Source organism: Variovorax sp. GW821-FHT09A10, from assembly GCF_059418385.1.
In genome coordinates, this window is sequence record NZ_JBWKPT010000003.1 from 370,782 (window position 1) to 394,003 (window position 23,222).

Annotated in this window: 12 protein-coding genes; 2 read left to right on the plus strand and 10 right to left on the minus strand. The window is 71.1% G+C overall.

Annotated elements, in window-relative coordinates; genetic code table 11:
• Positions 1–9: 9 nt before the first annotated feature.
• From AC07Q9_RS15015 to AC07Q9_RS15025, 3 genes are read right to left on the minus strand one after another with little or no spacing between them, the layout of a single operon-like run.
• On the minus strand, positions 10–972 hold the full coding sequence (locus AC07Q9_RS15015) for a FecR family protein (RefSeq protein ID WP_495310409.1): 963 nt from the start codon (positions 970–972) through the stop codon (positions 10–12).
• Between the two features lie 22 nt (positions 973–994).
• Positions 995–1,555: an RNA polymerase sigma factor gene (locus AC07Q9_RS15020; RefSeq protein WP_495310412.1), complete on the minus strand. Its 561-nt coding sequence runs from the start codon at positions 1,553–1,555 to the stop codon at positions 995–997.
• Positions 1,556–1,560: 5 nt separating this feature from the next.
• Complete coding sequence (locus AC07Q9_RS15025) at positions 1,561–2,283, minus strand: secretin and TonB N-terminal domain-containing protein (protein WP_495310413.1); 723 nt, start codon at positions 2,281–2,283, stop codon at positions 1,561–1,563.
• A 234-nt stretch (positions 2,284–2,517) separates the two neighbouring features.
• Between AC07Q9_RS15025 and AC07Q9_RS15030 the strand changes: the two genes are divergently transcribed.
• On the plus strand, positions 2,518–2,889 hold the full coding sequence (locus tag AC07Q9_RS15030; protein ID WP_082818347.1) for a hypothetical protein: 372 nt from the start codon (positions 2,518–2,520) through the stop codon (positions 2,887–2,889).
• Positions 2,890–3,118: 229 nt separating this feature from the next.
• On the opposite strand, the gene AC07Q9_RS15035 is transcribed toward AC07Q9_RS15030, so the two are convergent.
• Complete coding sequence (locus AC07Q9_RS15035; protein ID WP_492676483.1) at positions 3,119–3,373, minus strand: hypothetical protein; 255 nt, start codon at positions 3,371–3,373, stop codon at positions 3,119–3,121.
• Between the two features lie 242 nt (positions 3,374–3,615).
• Between AC07Q9_RS15035 and AC07Q9_RS15040 the strand changes: the two genes are divergently transcribed.
• Complete coding sequence (locus tag AC07Q9_RS15040) at positions 3,616–3,936, plus strand: hypothetical protein (protein WP_495310415.1); 321 nt, start codon at positions 3,616–3,618, stop codon at positions 3,934–3,936.
• A 9-nt stretch (positions 3,937–3,945) separates the two neighbouring features.
• Here AC07Q9_RS15040 and AC07Q9_RS15045 read toward each other — a convergent pair whose 3' ends face one another.
• The 6 genes from AC07Q9_RS15045 to AC07Q9_RS15070 all read right to left on the minus strand — a co-directional run bounded on the left by AC07Q9_RS15045 (position 3,946) and on the right by AC07Q9_RS15070 (position 23,220).
• A complete protein-coding gene (locus tag AC07Q9_RS15045) occupies positions 3,946–4,443 on the minus strand; it encodes an arsenate reductase/protein-tyrosine-phosphatase family protein (protein WP_492676481.1) in 498 nt (165 codons plus the stop codon).
• Positions 4,444–4,787: 344 nt separating this feature from the next.
• Positions 4,788–6,917, minus strand: a complete 2,130-nt coding sequence (locus tag AC07Q9_RS15050) for a site-2 protease family protein (protein WP_495310417.1) — start codon at positions 6,915–6,917, stop codon at positions 4,788–4,790.
• Positions 6,911–8,263, minus strand: a complete 1,353-nt coding sequence (locus AC07Q9_RS15055) for an efflux RND transporter periplasmic adaptor subunit (protein WP_495310418.1) — start codon at positions 8,261–8,263, stop codon at positions 6,911–6,913. The genes AC07Q9_RS15050 and AC07Q9_RS15055 overlap by 7 nt, the downstream gene beginning before the upstream one ends.
• 28 nt (positions 8,264–8,291) lie before the next feature.
• The gene (locus tag AC07Q9_RS15060) at positions 8,292–9,095 is read right to left on the minus strand and encodes an efflux RND transporter periplasmic adaptor subunit (RefSeq protein WP_495310420.1); all 804 of its coding nucleotides are present in this window, start codon (positions 9,093–9,095) and stop codon (positions 8,292–8,294) included.
• Positions 9,096–9,112: 17 nt separating this feature from the next.
• Positions 9,113–11,008: a TolC family protein gene (locus AC07Q9_RS15065; RefSeq protein WP_495310422.1), complete on the minus strand. Its 1,896-nt coding sequence runs from the start codon at positions 11,006–11,008 to the stop codon at positions 9,113–9,115.
• A 62-nt stretch (positions 11,009–11,070) separates the two neighbouring features.
• Positions 11,071–23,220, minus strand: a complete 12,150-nt coding sequence (locus AC07Q9_RS15070; protein WP_495310424.1) for a cadherin-like domain-containing protein — start codon at positions 23,218–23,220, stop codon at positions 11,071–11,073.
• Between the last annotated feature and the right edge of the window lie 2 nt (positions 23,221–23,222).

The following is a 23,222-nucleotide window of genomic DNA, read 5'->3' on the forward strand; positions in this document are numbered from 1 at the left end:
CGACGCATCTCAGGCGCTCGCGGCGCCCAGCAGCACGATGCCGCCGGGCAGCTGCGTGAGTTCGGCGCCGTACACGTCGCGCACCAGGAAGGCCACGTCGTCCAGCCGGTCGATGGAGAAGCTCGCCTGCACGCGGCTGCGGCCCAGCGCCTCGTTCGTGAGGATGAGCCGGCCGTGGCGGTAGCGGTTGACCTCGGCCACCACCTGCGACAGCGGCACCTGGTCGAACACCAGCTGGCGGCGGCGCCAGGCGACGACGGGGCCGGTGTCCACGCCCGTCACGACGCCGAGCCCTGCGGGGCCATAGCGCAGCTGCCGGCCGGCGTCGAGCCGCGCCTGCTGCGTGCCTTGCGCCACGTCGACCTGGCCCGCCAGGCAGGTCACGCAGACCTCGCCGTCGAGGTGGCGGATGTTGAAGCGCGCGCGCGTCGCCGACACCGTGCCGCCGCCTGCCGCGACCGTGACGCGCGCCGAGGCCGGGCCACCGGCGAGCACCTCGGCCTCGCCGGACACCAGCTCGATGGCTTCGCCCGCGCGCTCCGTCGCGCCGCGGCGCAGGTTGATGCGCGTCTGCGTGTTCATCTGCAGCACCACGCCGTCGCCCATGGCGACCTCGCGCTGCTCGCCGGTGGCGGTGCGGTAGTCGTCGCCCCACTCGGCGACCGAGGGCCACAGCGCCAGCGGCGGCGACACCGCGAGGTAGGCGACCGACGCCGCGACCGCGCCGCCCAGGAAGGCACGGCGTCCGGGCACCGGCAGACGGCGGGCCGCCTCGCGCGCTTCCTGCTGGCGCACGCGCTGCGCGGCCGGCGCCATGGCCTGCCACACCTGGCGCGCCTGCACGAAGGCCTGCGCGTGATCGCGGCTGCGCGCGCACCAGCGCCGGAAGGCCTGGGCGTCGTCTTCGGTGGCCTGTTGCGAGCCGAGCCGCACCACCCAGGCTTGCGCTTCGCGTTGCAGGGTTTGCTTCATGGCCTCGGTCGCCTGGGGTTCTTCAGCGGTCATCATGGGGAGACTGTTTTCCGGCGCCAGGACCGAAGCGCTGGATGAAATCCCGCCCGAGCCGCTCGCAGCAATGTTCCAGGCCGGCGCGCAATTCCTTCTCGACAGTGCGCGCCGACACGCCGTAGCGCGCCGCGATGTCCTTGTGCGGCATCTCGTCGATGCGCGCGGCCAGCACGATGGCGCGGCGGCGGCGCGGCAGCTCGGCCAGCGCGCGCTCGAGCGCCTCGAGTTCGTTGCGCGCCTCGGCGCCGCGCGCGGGGTCGGCGGCCTCGTCGGCCATGTCGTACAGCGCCTCGACCTCGCCCACGCTCAGCAGCCGCGCGTTGCTCTTGCGCTGGTCTTCCGCCACGTTGAGCGCAATGCGGAACAGGTAGGCCGAGGGGTAGCGCACGGCACTGCGCACGGTCGAGTTCTCCACGCGCAGGTAGGCCTCCTGCAGCGCATCGTTGGCGAGGTCCTCAGAACCGAGGCGGTGGTGCAGGTGCTTGCGGAACTGCGCATAGCGCGCGAGGAACAGCGCACGCAGCGAGGCCTTGATCGATTCGGACATGCGACTCAACCTGCGCGCGCGCGCAGGTACGGCCGGCAATCGCGCGCCGGGTCCGGGCGCGGGGTCAGCAGGAGCGTGACGGGTTGCGGTAGCGCGGCCGGCGGCGGCATGTCCAGGCCGAGCGTGCGCAGGCTGGCGAGCACCGTGGCATCGCGCGCCGGCACGCCACTGCCCTCGAGCAGGCGGGCCTCGGTGACGGCGCCCGCCGGGTCGATCCACAACTGGACCGCGAGCCGGTAGCGGCCGAAGGCGTCGGGCTGCGCGATGCACAGCACGCGCGTGACCGCCCCTTGCAGGACGGCCGCGTAGGCCTGCAAGGCCGGGACGTTGCCGGCCGTGGGGGCGCCCACCGGCGCGGGTTCGTCGGGGACGACGGTCATCGCCGGAGCCGGCACGAGCGTGAACGCGCTGGCGCCGGTGTAGCGCGCCACCAGCCCGGTGCCCACGAGCATCCGCTGCAGCGCGTCGCGCGGCGCGAAGTCGCCCTGCACCGGCGACGCCTCGCGGCCGTCGGTGAGGCGGCTGGTGACGAGCACCGAGTGACCGGTGAGGTGACCGAAGACGGCGAGGGAGCGCGCCAGCGGCTGCGCCGGCAGATCGAAATGCAGCGCCGGCGCGTCGCTCGCCATGTCGTCGGCTGCCGCGGCGTGAGCGGCGCACATCACCAGCGCCATGACCAGGCACCAGGACAGTGTCAGGCCACCGCCCGATGCGGAAGTACGTGTCATGTGACGGAGGATCAACAGCAGCAACGAAGGATCTGGAAAGCGGCCGTCCGCCGTGCGGCCCGGGTGAGCGTGCGGGCGAGACTAGCGACCGCGCATGACCGACATGTGACGTTTCGTTCACACTTCAGGCCTCGCGAGATTCCGTCTTCTTCCTGACTTGCGCGCGGTCCAGACTGCCGGGTTGGCCGTGATCGCGGCACGGCGTTCCTTCTTCTTTTTTCCTGGGGTGCAACGATGCGCGTCGGTGTGTGGCTGTTCGGCGTGATGCTCTCGGTGATCGGCACCGGCGCGGCGGCGCAGACACCGCCCTCCGGTGGCGGTGAGGCCGACGGCAGCTGCGTCGAAGTGGTGGTGAACGGCGAGCGCACGCCCGCCTACGACTGCCTGACCCGCAAGCTCGCGCCCACGATGCCCGCGCGCGGGCCGGACGACGCGGCGCCCGGGCTGGCGTCGGAAGCGATCACGCAGCGGCCGGGCAATCAGCTGGGCTTGTTCAACCGCGCGGCGACCGGGCACCGCATGGGCAACACCTTCGGCACCTCGGTGTATCCGCAGCGTCCGCCGCCGGCGGTGTACACCTCGCCGCTGCTGCCGGCGCGGCCCTGAGCGGCGGCATGCGGGAAGAGAGGCCGGGCGTTCAGAGTTGCTGGGTCACCAGCACCACGAACCCGGCCAGCGAGATGGCGGCGCCCATGGCTTTCCTGAAGGTCTTCAACATGTCGTGTGCTCCATCGGTGAGATCCATGAGCCTCGATGGTGCGCCGCTTGCGAACGCAGCGGGTTTGGCAATCCCGATGGCCGGGATAGAGAAACTTCAAGCGCGCGGCGGGCCGCGTCAGTTCAGCGCGCCGGCGCGCGCGTCGGCCAGCGTGAGGCGCTCGCGGGCGAACTGGCTGGCCCGCAGTCGCACGCGCGCGACCGCGGCGTCCAGCGAGGGCTGCTGCATGAAGACGAGCACGCCGCGCTTGAGCCCGCGCAGGCGGAGCTCGGCAACGCCGGCATAGCGGCCACCGGTGGTCTGGCGGATGTCGATCTCGCTGGACCAACCGTCGGAAAGTTCGACGAAAAGATGTTGCTGTGTGGCGCTCATGTCAGTGAGGAGCTTAGGGCTACTGCCGGCGCCGCCCTAGGACATAGTTCCTAGGTATTAGCATTTAATTTCGTTTAATAACAATTTCACGCGCACCGCGCAAAGGGACACCATGTGTGAACACCCGCATGACTTTCGGCACTCGCGCCAAAACAGCCTGCCCTCTAGGATGGAGCGGCCGTGATCCGTCTCCCTCTTTCTGCGCATCCTCCTGATCGACCCGCCTCTCCCGTTGCCGCCGCATGAAGGACGAGATTCACACAGCCGAACACCTCTACACGGTCGAAGTCGAGGGGCGCAACGTCACGGTGCGGGACGTGATGGTGGCGGCGTTCACCTACCGCATCAAGCTTGAGGAACTGCTCGGCTCGCCCCGACAGGTCGCGCACTGCTACCGGCTCTGGCGCCGGCTCGAACAGCTCGACGAACCGCCCATGACCCGCCTGGACATCAAGTACGCGACCGCCTGGCGCGACGCGCATGCACAGGCCTGGCAGGTGGCGCAGGTCTTTCTCACCGAACCGCACGCCAAGACCTTCGTGCTCCGGCTCGCCATTCCCTGACCGGGCGGGTCAGCGCATGTGCGCCATGTCGCGGATGTCGGAGCGCAGCGCCGTGCGATCGGCGCCCACGAGCGGCAGGTTGATCAGCAGTTCGAGCCGCCGCCGCAGTGAGTACAGCACCTGGATCGCGCCATGTGCCGCGTCGTCCGGGCCGGTGCCGGCGCCCGCCACGTCCGGGTAAGGCCACAGCGCCGCATCGGGCTGGCCGGGCCATCGCGGCTGCAGCGGTTCCAGCGACGGGTCCAGCGTGATGACGAAATCCACCCGGGGCGAGCCCGCGCGCGCAAACACGTCCCAGCTGCGCGGCGGTGACATCGGCAAGGCGATGCCGGCGCTGCCCAAGGCCTCGACCGCCGCGGGGTTCACATCCGCCGCCAGCCGCCCCGGCTGCCCGCACGAGCGCGCCGCGAAACGCCTCGAGTCCAGGTGGGCCAGGCAGGCCTCGGCCAGTACGCTGCGCAGTGAATTGCGCCGGGAGACAAAGACGACTTCGATCCGTTGCTGCATGGTCAAAAGACTATAGCCACGCCGTGTGGCAGGTGTGTGCGGGGCTGCGCCGACCCTTCTGCGCACGCCTGTTTTGCCCTGCCTGCCGGGCGTGTCAAATAAGTGTAAACACTGGTAAACCTTGACGCGATGCACGGCGTTAGAACCCCATGTGGACAACCGACCCCTCCCTTGTAGTGCTTGCCTTTCTGGTCGGTCTTGCCGCGGGCGTGACGCTCATGAGCATGCTGGCAGTCCTGCGTTCCGACCAGGACATGCCGCCCTCCGAGCACACCCGGCTGTAAGGCAGACCGCGGGCCTCACCCGCCGGCACCGCGCCGGCCGGCGTAAGCGGGCGCGCTTGTTCAGAACCCCGACTGCTCGATCAGCACCGAGGTCGCCGCGTTGATCCAGCGGCGGGCCAGGCTCTCGCGGGTGCCTTCGAAATGCGCGCGCACCTCGCGCACCCCGTCGACCGGTGTGTCGTCTTCTCCCTCCACCGTCACCCGAAACCAGGCTTCGGCCGGGCGCAGGTCTTTCTTCTGCGCGGTCGGGTTGAGCGCGATCGGGCCGCCGTGGTCCTGCGCCAGCAACAGGTGCGGCAGCCGGCGCACCGGGCTGTTGTCGATGGCGCGCACCTGCCCTTCGAGCTTGCGCATGCGGCCCTTCACGAGGATCACCGCGCGGCTGCCGGCCGCCAGGCGCTGGCGGTCGTGCTCGGGCACCAGCGCTTCGACGCGCCAGCGCCGCCCGTCGACCACCATCGCCATCAGTTGCGACGGCGCGACCCAGGTGCCCGATTGCAGCAGCGGATCGACGTCGCGCATCGTGCCGCCGTGCGCCGCCACCAACCGCAGGCGCAGCAGCTCGGCGTCGCGCGCGCGCCGCTCGGTGTCCCAGCGGCTGGCCTGCTGTTCGGCCAGCACCTGCTGCGCCGCCGGGCGTTCTTCCAGGCCCATGGCGCCGCGCGCCGCGCGCGCGTAGGCGCTGGACATCACGCGCGCTTTCTCGCGCTCCTCGGTCTGGCCGGGCGCCTCGAGCGTGACCAGCGACTGCCCCGCCGCCACGGCCGCGCCGTCGTTCGCTTCCATCGCCGCCAGCCGCGCCGCATAGGGCGAGAACACGGGCTGTTCGACACCGGCCCGGAGCACGCCCGGCGCCGAGATGCCGCCGTGCCACGGCACCAGCAGCACCGCCGCCACGAGCGCGAGCAACAGCGCCGCCACGACGCGCCGCCGCGGCTTGATCTCGTCGCGCCGCGCGTGCCACACGCGCAGCTCCGCCATCACCGGCCGCACGACGAACACGCCCATCTCGACGATGAAAAGGAACACGCCCAGCGCCTTGAAGAACGCGTGGTACACCACGACCGCGATGCCGATGAACAGCACCAACCGGTAGACCCAGGTCGCGAACGCGAAGGCGATGAGAAAACGGCGAAAGCCCGGCGTGAGTGTCTCCGGCGACGGATCGTTGAAGCCCAACAGCCAGCGCCGCAGCGCGCGCTTCGCCTGCTGTCCGGCACGCTCGTGCAGGCCGGGAAAATCGAGCGCGTCCGTCAGCATGTAGTAGCCGTCGAAGCGCATGAAGGGGCTGGCGTTCACGGCAAGCGTCAGCACCCAGGCCGTGGTCGCCAGGAAGAACAGCGCGTTGCGCAGGTCGCCGTCGGGCATGAAGGCCCACAGCAGCGTCGACCACGCGGCCAGCACCAGTTCGGCGCAGATGCCGGCCGACGCGATGGCCAGCCGATGCCGCGAGCGCGCCAGCTTCCAGCTTTCGCCGGTGTCGGTGTAGGCCATCGGCCACATCACCAGCAGCGCGACGCCCATGTGCCCCACCCGCACGCCGTGGCGCGTGGACATGAGCGCGTGCCCCATCTCGTGCAGCAGTTTCGACACCACGATCGCGCCGGCAAAGCCCAGCACGCCCTCCCAGCTGATGGCGCCGCGCAGGTGGGCCGCCACCGTGTCCCACTGCCGCGCGGCCAGCAGCACGCCGACACCGGCGGCCAGCGCGGTGAGCGCCACGAACCAGCGGCTGTAGAGCCATTCGACCCAGGGCAGCATCTTCTCGAGCAGGCGCGCCGGCCGCACCAGCGGAATGCGCACGAACAGGTAGTTGTTGAGCAGCCATCGCCAGGCCGGCGTCGGCGGCTTGCGGCGCACGGTGCGCAGCAGCTGGTGCTGTTCGAGAAAGCCCTGGAAGCGCGCCACGTCGTCGGCGTCGGGCGCCAGCGTGGTGTCGCGCGCGATCTCCTGCGCGATGCGCTCGGCATCGGCCATCGGCCAGCGCAGCAGGATCTCGAACTCGAGCCAGCCGATGCGGAAGAACAGGTTGCGCACCGGGTCGCTGATGTGCCACGCCGGCGAGCCGTCGCGGTTGGCGCCCGTCGGATGGATCTGCAGTTCCTCGCGCAGCGCCGGCCAGGGCGGTGGCGACGCAGCCCCCGCACCCGCAGGGGCGCCACGGCCTGCGAGCGCCGCACCGCTCAGCACCCGCACCACTCCCGCGCCGCCGCGAACGGCCGGCGCAGCAGCAGATACCCGAGCACCGTCCAGCTGCCCGACACGCGCGCCGTGCCGCGCAGGCCGATGCGCGCCACGCTCGACGGCTCGCGCAAATGGCCGCGCAGCTGGTAGCTGGCCACGCCGTTCGGCGCCTCGACCGCCTGGTAGCCGGCGTAGTCGAGCTGCGCCGACACCGGGTCGAGCGGCGCCACGCGCAGGAACAAGGTCATGGGCGCACCCGGCGCCAGGTTGACCGCCTCGCTCACCGGCGCCCAGGCCTGCACGCCGAGCGCGGCCGGGTCGGCCAGCAGCCCGACGCGCTCGCCGGTCTGCACCGGGCGGCCGGCCCAGTCGTCGGGGTCGGAGTACACGAACACGCCCTTGGCCGGCGCCTTGATCTGCAGCTGCGCCACTTCGCGCTGCAGCGCATTCACCTCCACCTCGCGCTCGCGCAGCTTGCCTTCGGCCAGGCTCAGCTCGGCCTTGGCCGATTGCGACTCGATGGCCCGCTGCGAGGCCTGGTGCAGCTCCAGCCGCGCGGTCGACAGCGCCGCGCGCGCCACCGAGAGGCGGTTGTCGAGCGTGGTGTCGTCGAGCTCGGCGATGGTCTGGTCGGCCTCCACCGGCGTGTTGGGCGGCACGGTCATGCGGCGGATCACGCCGTCGCGCGGCGAGGCGATCACCTGGCTGCGCGTGGAGATCACCTCGGCCTGCAGCAGCGCGTACTCGCGCACCGGCACCAGGAGCGCGAGCGGCAGCAGCGCCAGCGCCCAGCGCAGCGGCTTGCGCGACCAGGCCTCGCGCAGCAGCGTGCCGACAGACCGGCGCCGCCCGGTCAGCGCCCACCACGCGTGGCCGTACATCGCGGCGGCCTGCAGCAGCAAGAACTCGGGCGCCTTGGCGTCGAACTCGGTGGGCCACGGCGCCTCGCGCGCCAGGAACAGCGCGGCACGCGCGCGGCCGTCCGGGTCGGCCATGGGCAGCACCCACACCTGGTCGGGCAGCCAGTCGGCCCACGACGCGGCGAGCGCGGGCGGCAGCATGCCGGGCGACAGCGCCAGCACGCGCGCGGCGGCCGGCAACTCGTCCAGCCGCGGCTTCAGGTGGTCGGCCACCGACGCCAGCCACAGCGCATAGGGCGAGTCGGACTCGACATCGGCCAGCCCCGAATGCGCCACCAGCCGCGTGCGGCGCGCGCCGAAGAAACCGACCAGCGCGGCCTGCCGGTACGGCGCGAGCGCGTGGGTCTCGTTGCAGATCAGAAAGGCCAGGTCGGCCGGACGCTGCGCCGCGCGCACCTTCGCGGCCAGTGCATGGAACGCGAGATCGGTCACGAAGAAAAATCCTTGCTGCGTGCGGCGCTCATCCCTTGCTGGCCGGCGCGCGCACCTGCCCGCTCATGCCCGGCAGCACCTGGCCGGCCGCATCGCCCGCCAGCTCGGCCTCGATCTCGATGGTCTGGCTCACCGCGTCGACGCGGCCCGACACGCGCGTGACCTTCAGCGCCACGGTGCCACCCGTCTCGTCGACCGTGCCCTCCAGGCGCTGGCCGGTCTTCAGCCACGCCAGCCATTGCGAGGGCACGTTCATGCGCGCCTTCAGCGGACCGTTGCCGACCAGCTCGACCACCGGCGCGCCGGGGTTCACGCCCTGCCCCACCTTCACGTGCACGCGCGCCACCTTGCCGGCGAACGGCGCCACGAAATTGCACTGCGCGATCTGCGCATCGAAGATGCGGACCTGGCTCTGGGCCTTGTTCACGTTGGCCGCGGCCAGCTCGACCTCGATCTCGGCCGCCGACTGCAAACCCTGCAGCTTGAGCTTGCCCACGTACTGCACCTTGGCGGCCTCGTGCTCGGCGCGCGCGGCGGCACGCCGCGCCTGGATCTCGTCGCATTCGTAGGCGGCCAGCACCTGGCCCGCGCGCACCGTGTCGCCCAGGCTCACCGGCACCTTCGCGAAGCGGCCCGGCGCCGAGGCCGAGAGCACGCTTTCCTGCGCGGCCACCACGAGAAAGCGCACGGGTGCCAGGTTGCCCGGTGCACCGCTCGGGGCAGCGCGTGGCGGCGCCGCAGCCGGCGCCGGTTGGGCGCCGACATGCATGGCACCCACGGCGCACGACACGAGAACGAGCGCACGAAGAACGGACAGGTGCGGCGGCTTCATCAAGGACCTGCCCGCTTTCACTTCTGCGTCACCGTGGCACCCGTGCGCGCCAGGCGGCGCACATCCGAGATCACCGACAGCGTCGCCGCCTCGGCGAAGGCGCTCACGGCGCTTTCCGTCGTCACGGCCGGCACGTAGCTCGCGTAGTTCTGCGACAGCAGCTCGCGCCCGCCCGGCTCGGCCAGCGTGAGCCGCCACTGGGCGCGCGTGGTGCCGCGCACCTGCGGCACGTTGCGCTGGAAGGCCAGCGTGAGCACCAGCGCGTCGGCAGCACCCGACGACACCAGCTCGTTGCGCGTGACGATGCGTTCGACCGCGCTGCGCACCGCCGCTTCGCTCACGCCCGATGGCAGGTCGCGCACGCGCACGGTCACCGGCCGGTTGCGCGTCTGGATCAGCGCCGCTTCGAGGAACACCGCCTTCTCGCCCTCGGCCATGCTCTGCTCGATGGCCTTGGCGACGGTCTGGATGTCGGTGCTGGCCACGGAGGCCGGCATCAGGTCGACGCCGACCGAGTTGAGCACCCGGCCGTACGAGGTCTGCGTGGCCGCATAGGCCGTGGCGAGCTGGAAGCGCGACACCAGCGCGCGCGAATCGACGCGCAGCGCCTCGAGTTCGCTCTCGAGCTGGTTGCTGGCGCCGGCCCGCGCCACGCTCGACATGCGCTGGTCGACGCGGCTCGACTCGGCCGCCAGCTCCTGGTCGACCACCGCCAGCTTGTAGCGCTCGGCCGACACGCGCACCTGCGTGATCACCGCCATCGTCAGCGCCAGGCGGCGGGCTTCGTCGGTCTTCTTGCGCGCGTCGTTGGTGCGGTTGATGGCCGGAATGGCCGCCAGCCGGAACAGGTCCATCGACAGGCTCACGCCCGCGTCGCTCCAGTTGCTGTTGTAGAGGAAGGAGTTGGAGTCGTAGCGCGCCCCGGCGTAGAGGTTCAGGCTGGGGAACAGCGAGGCGATCTGCTTCTTGGTCTCGGCGATGCCGATGCGCGCCTTGTAGTCTTCCTCGCGCAGCTCGGCGCGGTTTTCCAGCGCGGCAAGCTCGAGCTTGTCGATGTCCAGCGTGACCGGTGCGCGCCCGTCCTGCGGCCCTTCGACCAGCGTGAAGTCGACACCCGGCGGCAGGCTCATGAGCGCGGCCAGCTCGCGCTTGGCGAACTGCATCTCCTGGCGCTTGGCGTTGACCAGCGACATCGCATCGAGCAGCGCGCGCTGGTAGGCCAGGCCCTGCGCGGGCGGCAGCACGCCGGCGCGCTCGGCCTCGCGCGACTTCTTCAAGGCGTCCTCGATGCGCACGGCCAGCCGGTCGGCATCGCCGATGAGCTGCTGCGCACCGATGGCGCGCCAGTAGGCGCTGCGCACGTCCTGCGCGATGTTCTGCAGGATCTTGCGGCGGCGCTCTTCCGAGATGTTGACCTCGTCGGCCGCCTGCTTGGCGCGGAAGTAGCTGATGCCGAAGTCCAGCGCGTTCCACGACAGCGTGGCGCGGCCGTAGTAGTGCGAGCGCTGCTCCGAGGTCGAGGGCCGCAGGCTCACCACGCGGTCCTCGATGCCGATGCTGGTGCCGCCCGAATCGTTGCTGCGGTCGTTGTAGCCGGCGTCGGCCACCAGCTTGGGCAGCATGTCGGCGGCCGACACGTCGAGCAGGCCGCGCGCCAGGGCCGACTCCATGAGCTTCAGGCGGTAGTCGGCGTTGTACTTGAGCGCACGCGCCAGCACCTCCGAATAGGTCATCGGCGTGGCCACCGCCGCCTGGTCCTTGTAGAGCTGCTTCTGGTCGTGGCGCACGCGCACCACGATCTCGTCGCGCGTGAGCTGCACCGGCGTCATGCTGCAGCCGGCCAGCATGAGCGCGGCCGCGACGGCGGTCCACGACAGGGGGGAACGGAACGTCGATTCTTGTGGGTGGTGCATATCGGTCCTGGTGCTCGCTGGATATGAAGGGGGCGGTGGTTCCGGGAAGGCTCTGGCGTCGGTCAACTCGAGGGCACGCGCACGGTGGGTTCGGCGCGCTGCGGATGCCGCATCGCATCGCGCACGGCACCGCGCTCGGCGGCGGCTGCGGCCACGCGGCTGGAGAAGGAGCGGGCCGGCCCGTCGGCGGCGGGCGCCACCGGCACGGCCTTGCCGGCCGCAGGCATTGCTTCGGCGTGTGCGGCCTCGGCGGACGGATGCGCCGCGTCGGCACGCGGCACCACGATGCGCCCGCCGTCGCGCGCCGGCGCCTCCTGCGGCGCTTGCGGGTGCGGCGCCGAGAAGCTGTCGAAGTCGCCGAACAGCGGGCTCGCGCCGTCGATCAGCTTGCCGGCCGTGACACCGCGCAGCGCCAGCGTCTGCTCCACATCGCGGATCATGCGCAGCGAGAACGACACGCCGTCGCGGCTCACGTGGTCGGCATAGTCCACGCCTTGCGGCTCGCCCCACAGGTCGGTGGGACGGTCCTCGCCGAAGATGCGGTCGCCGCCCAGCGCGCGCGCGGCGATCGCGCCCGACAGCGTCTGGCTCAGGCGCTGCGACTCCTGCACCGCGATCTGCACGAACAGCGCCGGGGTCATCGACTGGTCGATGCGGCGGCTGGGGTCGCCGAAGTCCGCCGGGAACACCTGGTCGCCCGTGAGCGGCCGGTGCTGCGAGGTGCCGTTGATGGTGACGACCAGCTTCGCCGTGCTGGTGCTGCCGTCGGCGTCGGTGATGACGTAGTCGAACACCTCGGTCAGCGTCTGGCCGTCGCCCAGCGAGGCCACGCGCACGTTGCTGGCGTTCACCGAATAGCTGTAGCTGCCGTCGGCGTTGAGACGCAGGTTGCCGTAGCGCCCTGCCGTCGCGCCGCCGATGGCGCCGGCCACGCCCTCGAAGGAAACACCCGTGACCGGCGTCGGCGTGCGGTCGGCGCCGAGGCGGTCGGCCACGTCGTTCGCGCCCATGCCGTCGCCGCCGAACACGTTGCCGGTGGCCGTGGCGCCGGGTCGCGTGGTGCCGATGGCGGTGGCGTCGTTGCGTGCCGTGGGCACGTCGTCGATCACCAGCACGCGCAGGGTGCCTTGCGTGGTGTCGCCGTCGCGGTCGGTCACCTGCAGCGCGATGTCGTCGGTGACCTGCCCGCCCGCGTGGTTCTGCGCGGCGCCCAGCACGTAGGTGTAGCGCACGGTGCCCGTGGCCGCATCGAAGCCGGTGAGCGTGATGCGCCCGCGGTCGGTGGCGATGGTGACCGGGCTCGTGCCGAGCGCGGCCAGCTGCGCCGGTGTGAGCGTGGTGCCGTGCACCGCGATGCTGCCCAGGCCGTCGGGCGCCGTGACGAAGAAGCTGCCCGAGACCGTCTCGCTCGCGTCGCCCGGCTCGACCAGGCCGCGCTCGTACACGGTGGCCTGACCGGCCGTGTCGGGGCCGTTGTTGTCGCCGATCACCAGCGTCACGCCGTCGTTGGCGCCGTGGATGGTGAGGGTCAGCGTGGCGGTGCTGGTGTCGCCGTCGTTGTCGGTGATCGTGTAAGTCACCACCTCGGTCAGCGTGTCGCCCACGACCAGCGCCTGCACGCGCGGGTCGGCGTTGTTCAGCGTGTAGGTGTAGCTGCCGTCGGCGTTCAGCACGATGTGGCCGTAGGTGGTGGTGATCGACGTGCCCACCGTGCCGGCCACGCCGCCGAAGCTCACGCCCGTCACCGGCACGCCGTTGGCGTCGTCGGCACCGAGGGTGTCGTTGGCCTTCACGTTGCCGCCCACCGTGTTCGGCGCGCCGTCCTCGGTGATGGCATTCGTGTCGTTCACGGCCTCGGGCACGTCGTCCACGATGCGCACGGTGAGCGTGCCCGTGGCCGTGTCGCCGCCGGCGTCGGTCACGAGCAACGTGATGTCTTCCGTGCTTTCGGTGGCGTTCGGCTGCGGCACCTGCGCGTCCAGCGTGTAGGTGTAGGTCAGTTCGCCCGTCGTCGGCACGCCGCCCACCGAGCTGGTGGGCGTGAAGCCGGTGAGCACCAGCGTGCCGCGCGGCGTGTCGATGGTGACCGGCGTCGTGCCCAGGTTCGCCAGCTCGGTCAGCGTCAGCGTGCGGGTGCCCACGGTGACGCTGCGCATGCCGTCGCTCGCCGAGACCACGATCGTTCCGGTGGTGATCTCGCGGGTGTCGGGGCCGCCGATGCCGTCGACCAGCCCGCGCTCGTGCACCTCCGCCTGCCCCGTGGCCGCGCCGTTGCCGTCCACCGCGCCGATGGCCGGGTCGCCGTCCAGGCGGCCGTGGATGGTGATCGTCAGCGTGGCGGTGCTGGTGTCGCCGTCGGCATCGGTGATCGTGTAGCGCACCGTCTCGGTCAGCTGCTCGTTGGTCTTGAGCGCATTGACGGCGGCGTTGTCGTTGTCCAGCGTGTAGGTGTAGCTGCCATCGGCGTTCAGCACGATGGCGCCGTACGTGGTCGTGAGCGACACGCCCACCGTGCCGGCCGCGCCGCCGAAGCTCACGCCCGTCACCGGCACGCCGTTGCCGTTGTCCGCGCCGTCGCGGTCGTTGGCCTTCACGTTGCCGCTCACCGTGTCGGGCACCGCGTCCTCGGTGATGGCGGCCGTGTCGTCGGTGGCCTGCGGCGTGTCGTTGATGATGAGCACGGTGAGCGTGCCGTTGGCCACGTCGCCGTCGCGGTCGGTCACCGACAGCGGGATCTGCTCGGTCACTTCGGTCAGCACGCCGCCGGAGCGATGGCTCTGCGCAGCGCCCAGCGTGTAGGTGTAGCTGACCGCGCCGCCGGTCACGATGCCGTTGGGCAGCGTGGTGCCGCTGAAGCCCGTCAGCTGGATCTGGCCGTCGGGCGTGGTGATCGTGATCGGCGCGCCCGGCGTGAGCGCCTGCAGCTGCGCCAGCGTCATCACCGTGCCGCCGACGTTGATGCTGGCCACGCCGTCCGCCGCGGTGATGTTGAAGCTGCTGGCGGCGCGCTCGCCCGTGTCGGTGATGCTCACCAGGCCCGACTCGAACACCGTGACCTGCCCGGTCGCCGCGCCGTTGGCGTCGGTGACGGCGATGCCCGGCAGGTCGTTGGCGCCGCGGATGGTGATCGTGAGCGTGGCGGTGCTGGTGTCGCCGTCGGCATCGGTGATCGTGTAGCGCACCTGCTCGGTCAGCGTCTCACCCACCGACAGCGCCTGCACGCGCGGGTCGGCGTTGTTCAGCGTGTAGGTGTAGCTGCCGTCGGCGTTCAGCACGATGGCGCCATACGTGGTCGTGATCGACGCGCCCACCGTGCCGGCCGCGCCGCCGAAGCTCACGCCCGTCACCGGCGCGACGTTGCGGTCGTCCGCGCCGATGGTGTCGTTGCTCGCCACGTTGCCCGACACCGTGTTCGGCGCGGCGTCTTCGGTGATGGCGGCCGTGTCGTCGGTGGCCTGCGGCACGTCGTCCACGATGCGCACGGTGAGCGTGCCTGTGGCCGTGGCGCCGCCGGCGTCGGTCACCTTCAGGTCGATGGCTTCGGTGCTCTCGGTCGCGTTCGGCTGCGACACCTGCGCGCGCAGCGTGTAGGTGTAGGCCAGGTTGCCCGCCGTGGGCACGCCGCCCACCGAGGTGGTGGCCGTGAAGCCCGTCAGCGTGATCGTGCCCAGCGGCGTCGTGATGACGACCGGCGTGGTGCCCAGGTTGGCCAGCTCGGCCAGCGTCAGCGTGCGGCCGCCCACGGTGACGGTCTGCAGGCCGTCGGCCGCCGACACCGTGACGACGCCGCTGCCGTTCTCGCGTGCATCGGGACCGCCCAGGCCGTCGACCAGGCCGCGCTCGTAGACCTCGGTCTGGCCCGTGGCCGCGCCGTTGCCGTCCACCGGCACGATCTCGGGGCTGGCGTCGGTGCGGCCGTGGATGGTGATCGTCAGCGTGGTGGTCGAGGTGTCGCCGTCGGCATCGGTGAGGGTGTAGCTCACCGTGTCCGTGAGCGTCTCGCCGTCTTTCAGCGCGTTGACGCGCGGGTCGGTGTTGTTCAGCGCGTAGCTGTAGGTTCCGTTCGCGTTCAGCACGATGCTGCCGTATTCCATGCCCAGCGCGCTGCCCACCGTGCCTGCGTTGCCGCCGAAGCTCACGCCCGTCACCGGCACGGCCGTGTCCGCGCCCTCGCGGTCGTTGGTCTTCACGTTGCCGCTCACGGGGTTCGGCGCGGTGTCTTCGGTGACGCTGTTGGTGTCGGGGTTCGCGGTGGGCACGTCGTTCACGATCAGCACCGTGAGGGTGCCGCTGGCCACGTCGCCGTCGCGGTCGGTCACGCTCAGCGGCACCGCCTCGGTCACTTCGCCCGCGCTGTGGTTCTGCGCCGAGGTCAGCGTGTAGGTGTAGCTGACCGTGCCGTCGATCACGACGCCGTTGGACAGCGTGGTGCCGCTGAAGCCCGTGAGGCGGATCTGGCCGTCGGGCGTGTTGATCGTGATCGGTGCGCCCGGCGTGAGCGCCTGCAGCTGCGCCAGCGTCACCACCGTGCCGCCCACGTTGATGCTCGCCACGCCGTCGGCCGCCGCGATATTGAAGCCGGCGCCCGCTGTCTCGCTCGTGTCGCCCACGCTCGTCAGGCCCGACTCGTGCACCGTCACCTGGCCGGTCGCGTTGCCGTTGGCGTCGGTCACCGTGATGCCCGGCACGTCGTTGTTGGCGCCGCGGATCGTGATGGTGATCTGCGCGGTGTCGGTGCCGCCGGCGCCGTCGGAGATGGTGTACGTGAACAGGTCGGTGAGCGTCTCGCCGGCGATCAGCGCCTGCACGCGCGGGTCGCTGTTGTCCAGCGTGTAGGTGTAGCTGCCGTCGGCGTTCAGCACGATGCTGCCGTAGGTGCCGGTGAGCGGGTTGCCCAGCGTGCCGTTCGAGCCCGCACCGAGCTCGGGGCCGGTGCGGATGCTGGTGACGCTCAGCTGTGCGGTGGTGTTGTCAGGGTCGGAGTCGGCCTCGCCCGGAATGCGCCCGGTGATGACATTGCTGCCGACCGACACCGTGTCTTCGTCGATGCTGTGCGTGTCGTCCACCGCGATCGGCGGGTCGTTCACGGCGGTGATGGTCAGCGTGCCGGTGAGCACGTTGCTGTTCAGCGGCTGCGGGCCGCCCGCGTTGCCGCCGGGCTGCACGTTGTTGCCGTCGTTGAGCACGATGGTGTAGACGCGCTCGTTGTCGGTGCCGAAAGCGGTCGGGTTGTCACTGCTGCTGCGGTAGGACAGCTGGTCGAGCACCGCGCGCACCTCGGCCACGGTGGTGTCGGCGTCGAACTGCACCACCAGTGGTGCGCCGTTGCCGCCCGAGACGGTGACGCCCGCGGGCAGCGCGCCGTTGACGAACAGCTGGTCGCCCGGCTGGTAACCGTCCAGGCTCACGGTGAGCGAGCCCGCGCCGAACACGCCGGCGGCCAGGCCGGGCGTGGTCGCCAGGTCGAGGTCGCCGACCGTGCCGCCGCTGACCAGCGCCACGGGCGGAATGCTGACGCCGGTGCCGGTCTGGTTGTTCTCCACCGCGGTCGCGCCGGTGGTGCCGCCGATCACCGGCGCGTCGTTGCGCGGCGCGATGGTGGTCGACACGTTGCGCAGCACCGACCACTGGCTGGTGTCGTCGTTGACGGTGGCGCTGATGTCGCCACTGCCCGCCGCCACCGGCGCATCGGACACGCGCACGACCAGCCCGCCGGGCGTGCCGTTGAAGTCGGCCGCCGGCACAAAGCGCAGCTGCGCGCTGGTGGGCAGCAGCAAGGCGCTGGTGTCGGACGCACCCGTCGGCACGGCGAGCCAGTCGGTGCCGTTCAGGCTGTACTCCCACGCGCCCTGCGCGGCGTTGGCGTTGTTGCCCACGATGGCGATGCCGCCGAACGAGGTCGATGCATCGCCGCCGCCGCTGATCGACGTCTGGTTGTCGATCGCGTCGCCGTAGCCGCCGCCCAGGAGCGTGTCGACGCGCACGCCGGCACCCGTCACGTCCTCGACGCCGGCGGGCACGGTCGCATCGGTCGCCGTCGGCCGGTCGTTCACGTTGATCACCGTGGTGCTGAGCACGATGGTGCCGCCGCTGTAGACGGTGCTGCCGCCGTTGTTGGCACCCGCCACGTTGACCGTCGAGCCCGAGGTGGGATCGGCCGTGGCGCTGTCGTTGTTGGTGTCGGTCTCGACCAGCCGCACGGTCAGCGTGGTGGGCGTGCCGTGGAAGTTCGCGGCGGGCACGAAGCGCAGCTGCGCGTCCGCACCGAGCACCAGGGCGTTGGCGTTGGTGCGCGCGCCCACGTCGGTCCAGGCCCCGCCTGGGAGCAGGTACTGCCAGCTGCCCTGCGCGGCGTTCGGGGTGTGACCGGAAATCGCGACCCCGAAGAAGGTGTCGGACGAGCTGCCGCCGGTGCCACCGTTGCCGCTGTTGTCGATCTGGTCGGCGCCGTCGCGGTAGTGGCTGCTGAACAGCGTGTCCACCCGCGTGCCTGCGGCGCTGGTGCCCACGTCTTCGTTGACGGGCGGCAGGGTTTCGGTACTGCCGCTCACCACGGGCGCATCGTTGACCGGTGCCACCGTGAAGACGAAGGTGCGTGTGGTGACCAGGTGGTTGCTGACGCCGTCCTCGTAGGCGAAGGTGCCGGTCGTGCTGTTGTCGCCGGGCGCCAGGGCCCCCGGGCGCCCGCCGGTGTTGCCCTCGTCGTCCACCACGACGGTCACGGTGAACGCGCCGTTCCAGTCGGCCGCCGTTGCCACGCCCGGTGCGTTGGGCAGTGCGACGGAAATGGCGTTGATGCGGCTGTTGATCTCGGCCAGCGTGCCGGTGATGGTGATGGTGGAGCCACCGGTCGCACTGACTATGCCGCCGCTGCCGCCCACGTCGCTGATGACGAATCCGTTGGGCACCGACACCGTGGCCGTCAGCACGCTGGTGGCGCCCGCGTCCTGGTCGGTGACCGTGAGGCCGGTCAGCGTGACGCTGCCGTTGCCTTCGTTCACCGTCGGGTTGCCGGCCGCGATGTGGGCCGGGTCGTTGATCGACGACGGGAACAGCGTGCGGTAGGCCGAGGCCACGTTGGCCGTCAGCCCGGCGGGGATCAGCGCATAGGGATCGACGTTGGTGGTGGGCACCACCACCGTGCCGCCGCCCGTGTTGTTGTTGTCGCCGCCGTTGGCGCCGCCCGCCAGCGCGCCGCTGCTGTTCTCGCGCAGGCGGTCGTCCACGACGACTTCGACACGGAAGTTCTGGTCGGTGTTGGCCAGGCCGCCGCCCAGCGCCACCTGCAGGCCGTCGAGGTAGGCCTGCACCTGCGCGCGGGTGCCGCGGATGACGAGCGCGCTGCCGGTGCCGTCGAAGGTGCTGTCGATGGTCACGCCCGAGCCGGCTGCATTGACCGAGGTGATGGTGATGACGTCGCTGCCGCCGTCCTGGTAGAACGACGCGCCCAGCGGTGCGCCCGCGCCGTTGGTGATGCGCACGGTGACCTGAAGGAAGTCGGCCTCGCCGGGCGCGATGCCGCCGCCGTCGCCGTCGATGTCCAGGTCGCCCACGACGAAGCCCGGCACGGCCGACGGCGTGTCGCCGCCGGTCAGGTTCAACGGCGTGTTCGGGTTGATGCCCGGCGTGAGCCCGGCCGTCGGTGCGTCGTTGACCGCCACGATGGTCAGCGCCATCGTCATGTCGGGCGGATTGTTCGACACGCTGCCCCCGCCGGTGTCGCCGCCGATCTGCGAGCCGGTGTCGTCGAAGGAGACGAGGAGCGTCACGTCGCCGGCGTCGGCGCCGTTGAGGTCGTGATTGACGTCCGCCGCGCTGCGGTAGGTCAGGCCCGTGGCGGCGCCGCCGGTGATCAGTTCCTGGATGTCGCTGGCACGCCCGGTGAGCGTGAGCGCGCCGGTGTTGTCGCCGGCGATGGTCACGATGCGCCCGCTGGGCAGCGTGAAACTCGTCTGGCCTCCGGTGCCGCCGATGCCCAGCGTGCCGTTGGGCACGGTCAGCCGCAGCGTGATGGGCGTGTCGAAGGCCGCCGATTCGGGGTCCGACACCACGAAGCCCGCGCCGATGTAGGTCGGCTGGTCTTCGTAGACCGTGTGCGCGGGCGGCACGACCAGCACGCCCGGGTCGTTCACGCTCGACGCGCGCACCAGCACCGAGGCCGCCGCCATGTTGCCCTTGATGTCGCCGGTGGTGGGCACGGTGTCGGTGTACCAGTCGTACTCGGTGGTCGGGACCGGGATGTTCGGCCCGCCCGGCACGGTCGGCTCGTTCTGCGGGCCGCCGTTGGCACCGGGCTGCAGCACGCCGGTGGCGGTGTCGCGCACGCGGTCGTCGACGATGACCTGCAGGCGCAGCGCCTGGTCGCGGTCGGTGGCGAAGGTGAGCGTGAGGCCCGCCAGCGCCGCGTTCACCTGGGCGCGCGTGCCGCGCAGCGTGAGGAAGTCGCCGATGCCGTTCTTGTCGGGGTCGACGGTGGCGCCGCTGGCCAGCGCCCAGCCGATGTTCACGTCCGCATAGTCGGCCGCGGACAGCGGGTTGCCGCTGGCGTCGGTCAGCCGCACGGTGACCTGCAGGAAGTCGGTCTCGACCGGAAGGATCACGTCGAGGTTGACGTCGTCGACGCTGAAGCCGGGCACCGGGTTGTTGGCCGGGGTGCTGCTGTCGATGTCGATCGGCCCGGCCGGCGCGGTCACCGTGGGCGCGTCGTTCAGCGGTGTGACGTAGATCCAGAACTGGCCGCCGGTCTGCTCCTTGTCGCCGTCGCTCAGCGTGAAGGTGAAGCGGTCGCTCGGCGGGCCGGGATAGGTGGCGCCATCGGACTCGTCGCCCGAGTTGGTGTAGTAGATGTAGCCGGCGTTCACGTCGGCCTGCGTGAACGAGGAGCCCACGCCCAGCGCCACGAAGTTGACACCGTCGGTCGAGTACATGATGCGCCCGTGCGTGGTGACGGAGGTGATCGTGTACTGCAGCTGCGTGAGCGTGCTGTCGGGGTCGAAGGCCGTGAGCATGCCCGGCGTGATCTGGCCGCGCCCGCCCTCGGTCACGACCAGCGGGTTGTTGGCCGTGGTGCCGCCGGGCGGGTCGGGCTGCGTCGGATCGGCCGCGATGATCGGCGCGTCGTTGACGTTGGTGATCTGGATGCCGACCTTCACCTGGTTCGACGCGGCGCCCCAGCGGTCCACGGCATGCACGTTGAACTCGGTGACGCGCACCTCGGAGCCGTCGCTCACGAAGCGCAGGCCCGTGGTGCCGGCGCTGCCGGTGATGAGCGACGCGTCGATGCGCATCCCCACGGTCACGGTCAGCCAGGTGGTGCCGCCGTCGGGCGAGTACTGCAGCACGCCGCCGGTGGGCAGGCTGTCGAACTCGAACTGCATCGCGCCGGGCCCGCTGGTGCCGTTGTTGAAGGCGTAGTTCGGGTCGCCGTTCAGCAGCGTGGCCGAGCCTTCGAGGTAGCTCTCGCTCGCGGCATCGTCCGCGTCGACCACGCGGATCTGGCCGGTCGTGAGGTAGGCGGTCTCGCCTTCGCGGATGACCGTGTTCGACGAGCCGGTGGCCACGGGCACGTCGTTGACCGGCGTGATGAAGAACGCGAAGCTGGTGTTCCAGACGTTGCGCACGCCGCCGACGGCGACGCCGGCCGTCACCGAGAGCGACACGGCCGATTCGAAATCTTCCACGTCGCCGTCGTGCTGGAAGCGGATGCGCCCGGCGTTCAGGTCTTCCTGCGTGAAGGTCTCGTAGGTGTCGATGTCGATCCAGTTCGCACCATCGAAGCGCTGCAGCACGCCGTTGCGCACGGGCCCGGTGGTGCCGGTGTAGTCGGTGACGGTGTAGATCACCTGCGACGGCGGCACGCCGTCGACCGTGTAGCTCAGGCCCGGCACGATGTTGAAGTCGGCGCCGGTGCCGCCCAGCACCACCGAGCCGCCTTCGCTGAGCGTGCCGCGCGTGGCGCCGTTCTGGTCGGTGCCCGCGTGGTTCGAGCCCGAGGTGGTGACGGTGCCGTCGATGGTCTGCAGCGGATTGCCGTTGCCCGTCGGGGTTTCGACGAGGTTGATCGTGAACTCGTAGGTCTTCAGCGTGCCGTCGGGGTTGCGGTCGGCGCCCTCGCGGATCACGGTGTTGCCGTTCGCGTCCCAGGTGGGCCCCAGCGTGTTGTCGACCACCTGGAAGCTGAAGGTGTCGGTGTCGCCCGCCGCCGCGCCCTGCGTCTGCACGTACTGCACGCGGCCCGAACGCACGTCTTCCATGGTGAACGTGCCGCCCGGCGGCAGGATCTTTCCGTCGAGCAGCAGGTAGCCCTGGTTCAGGCCGTTCATCGAGGTGACGGCAAAGGTCAGGTTGTCGTCGCTCGAATCGACGTCGGTCGCGCCGAGCATGCCGGGCGTGAGCGTCACGGTGTAGCCGCCGCCCGCCGGGTCCACGGTCGCCTCGAGCGTGCTGCCGGGGTCGAGCACCGGGTCGTCGTTGGCCGGGCGCACGTTGATGGCGATGGTGCCCGAGGTGGACGACGGCGTGCCCGTGCCGCCGCCGGCGTCGCTCACCGTGACGCCGAAGCCGTCGGTGAACGGGTAGCTCTGTCCGTTGTTGTCGCGCTGGCCGTTGTTGCCGTAGGTGAGGCCGCCGCGGTCCTCGTAGCCGAACACGAAGCCGGCGTCGATGTCGGCCTGCGTGATGGCGCGGTTGGTGACGTTCTGGGGCACGCCGCCGATCAGCACCGTGCCCGTGAAGTACAGCGTGCCGTCGGTGGGCAGGCTGGTCAGCCGCACCGTGAGGTCGCCGCTGGCGTCGTCGCCGCCGCCGTCGGCGACGATGAAGTTGCCCACGACCGAGGCCGGGTTGCCGCTGGTGTCGATGGCGTTGGGCGGCTGCCCTTCGAACACGCTGCCCCCGCCCGAGACCACCGGCGGCTGGTTCAGCGGCGTGACGTTCAGCGTGATGGTGGCGTGGTCGGAGCCGGCCAGCGGCGTGGCGCCGTCGTTGACCACGACGACGAAGCTGTCGTCCAGGTTCTGGGCCGCGCCGGTGGCCGTGTGAACGTAGGCGACGCGGCCCGCGAGCACGTCGGCCTGCGTGAAGACCGAGCCCACGCCGATGCGTTCGCCGTTGAGCGTGAGGTAGCCGTGCGCGGTGTTGGTCGCGATGCCGTAGACGATCTGGCCGGTGTTCTGCGAGCCGATCGTCACCTCGGGGTCGATGGCGTTGAGCGTGGTGCCGGTCAGCAGCGTGGTGCCGCCCTCGGAGACCGCCTGCGCCGCGTCGGCCACCGTGGTCGGGTCGTTCGACGGCGTGATCGTCACGTCGAGCGCGCGGTTGGCGGTGAGCGCCGGCGTTTCCGAATCGGTGATCGACACCAGGATGCGCGTGGTGGCCGTGGCGTTGCCCAGCTCGGTGTCGGCGGCGGTGAACACCAGCTGGTTGATCCAGGCGTTGGCATCCGCCACGCTGCCGACGAAGCGGTAACCGCCGGGCACGGTGGTGACGCCGCTCATGCTGGCGCTGGACAGCGCGCCCAGTGCGGGGTTCTCGACGGTCACGTCGACCGTGACGTTGCCCGCGCCGTCGTCGGTGAGCGTCCAGCCGCTGAGCGTGGCGCGGTCGGCGCCCGGCGCATTGAGCGTGCTGGGTTCGCTGACCGTGATGCGCGGCGTGGTCGTCGAAACGGTCGGCGCGGCCAGCAGGCCGTCGTAGCTGGCGGCGGCAAAGGCGCGCGTCTCGATGAGGCCCGTCGCGACTTCGAGCGACCAGTCGCCCCGGCGCGACGCCGCGCCGGTGGCGTCGTTCGACGCCGCGACGTCCGCGCCGGTCGCACGGCTCAGGGCCTGCGCGAACTGCTGCCCGTCGGCCCCCACGTCGCACCCGTAGAGCAGGATGTCGCCGTTCACGTCGAGGCTCGCACCGATCGCCTGCCAGGCGCCGGCCGACTGCGCCAGGCTGGCGACGCCGAGCGTCTCGTTGCCCAGTGTGATCTCGCCCGCGGTGCCGTGGCTGAGGATGTGCAGCGCCGTGAGGCCGGTGCGCCCTTCGAGCGCCTGGCGCAGCTGTTCGACGCCGGACGATCCGGTGTCCAGCAGGATCAGCTCGGCGCCCTGCGGCACCGCGGCGGCGAGCTGCTGCCAATTGGCAACATTCTTGTCGACGACGTAGACCTCGCTGGCCGGGCCCGATCGCGCGTCCGCTTGCGCAGGCGCGCGAGCCGCCTCGGCCATGC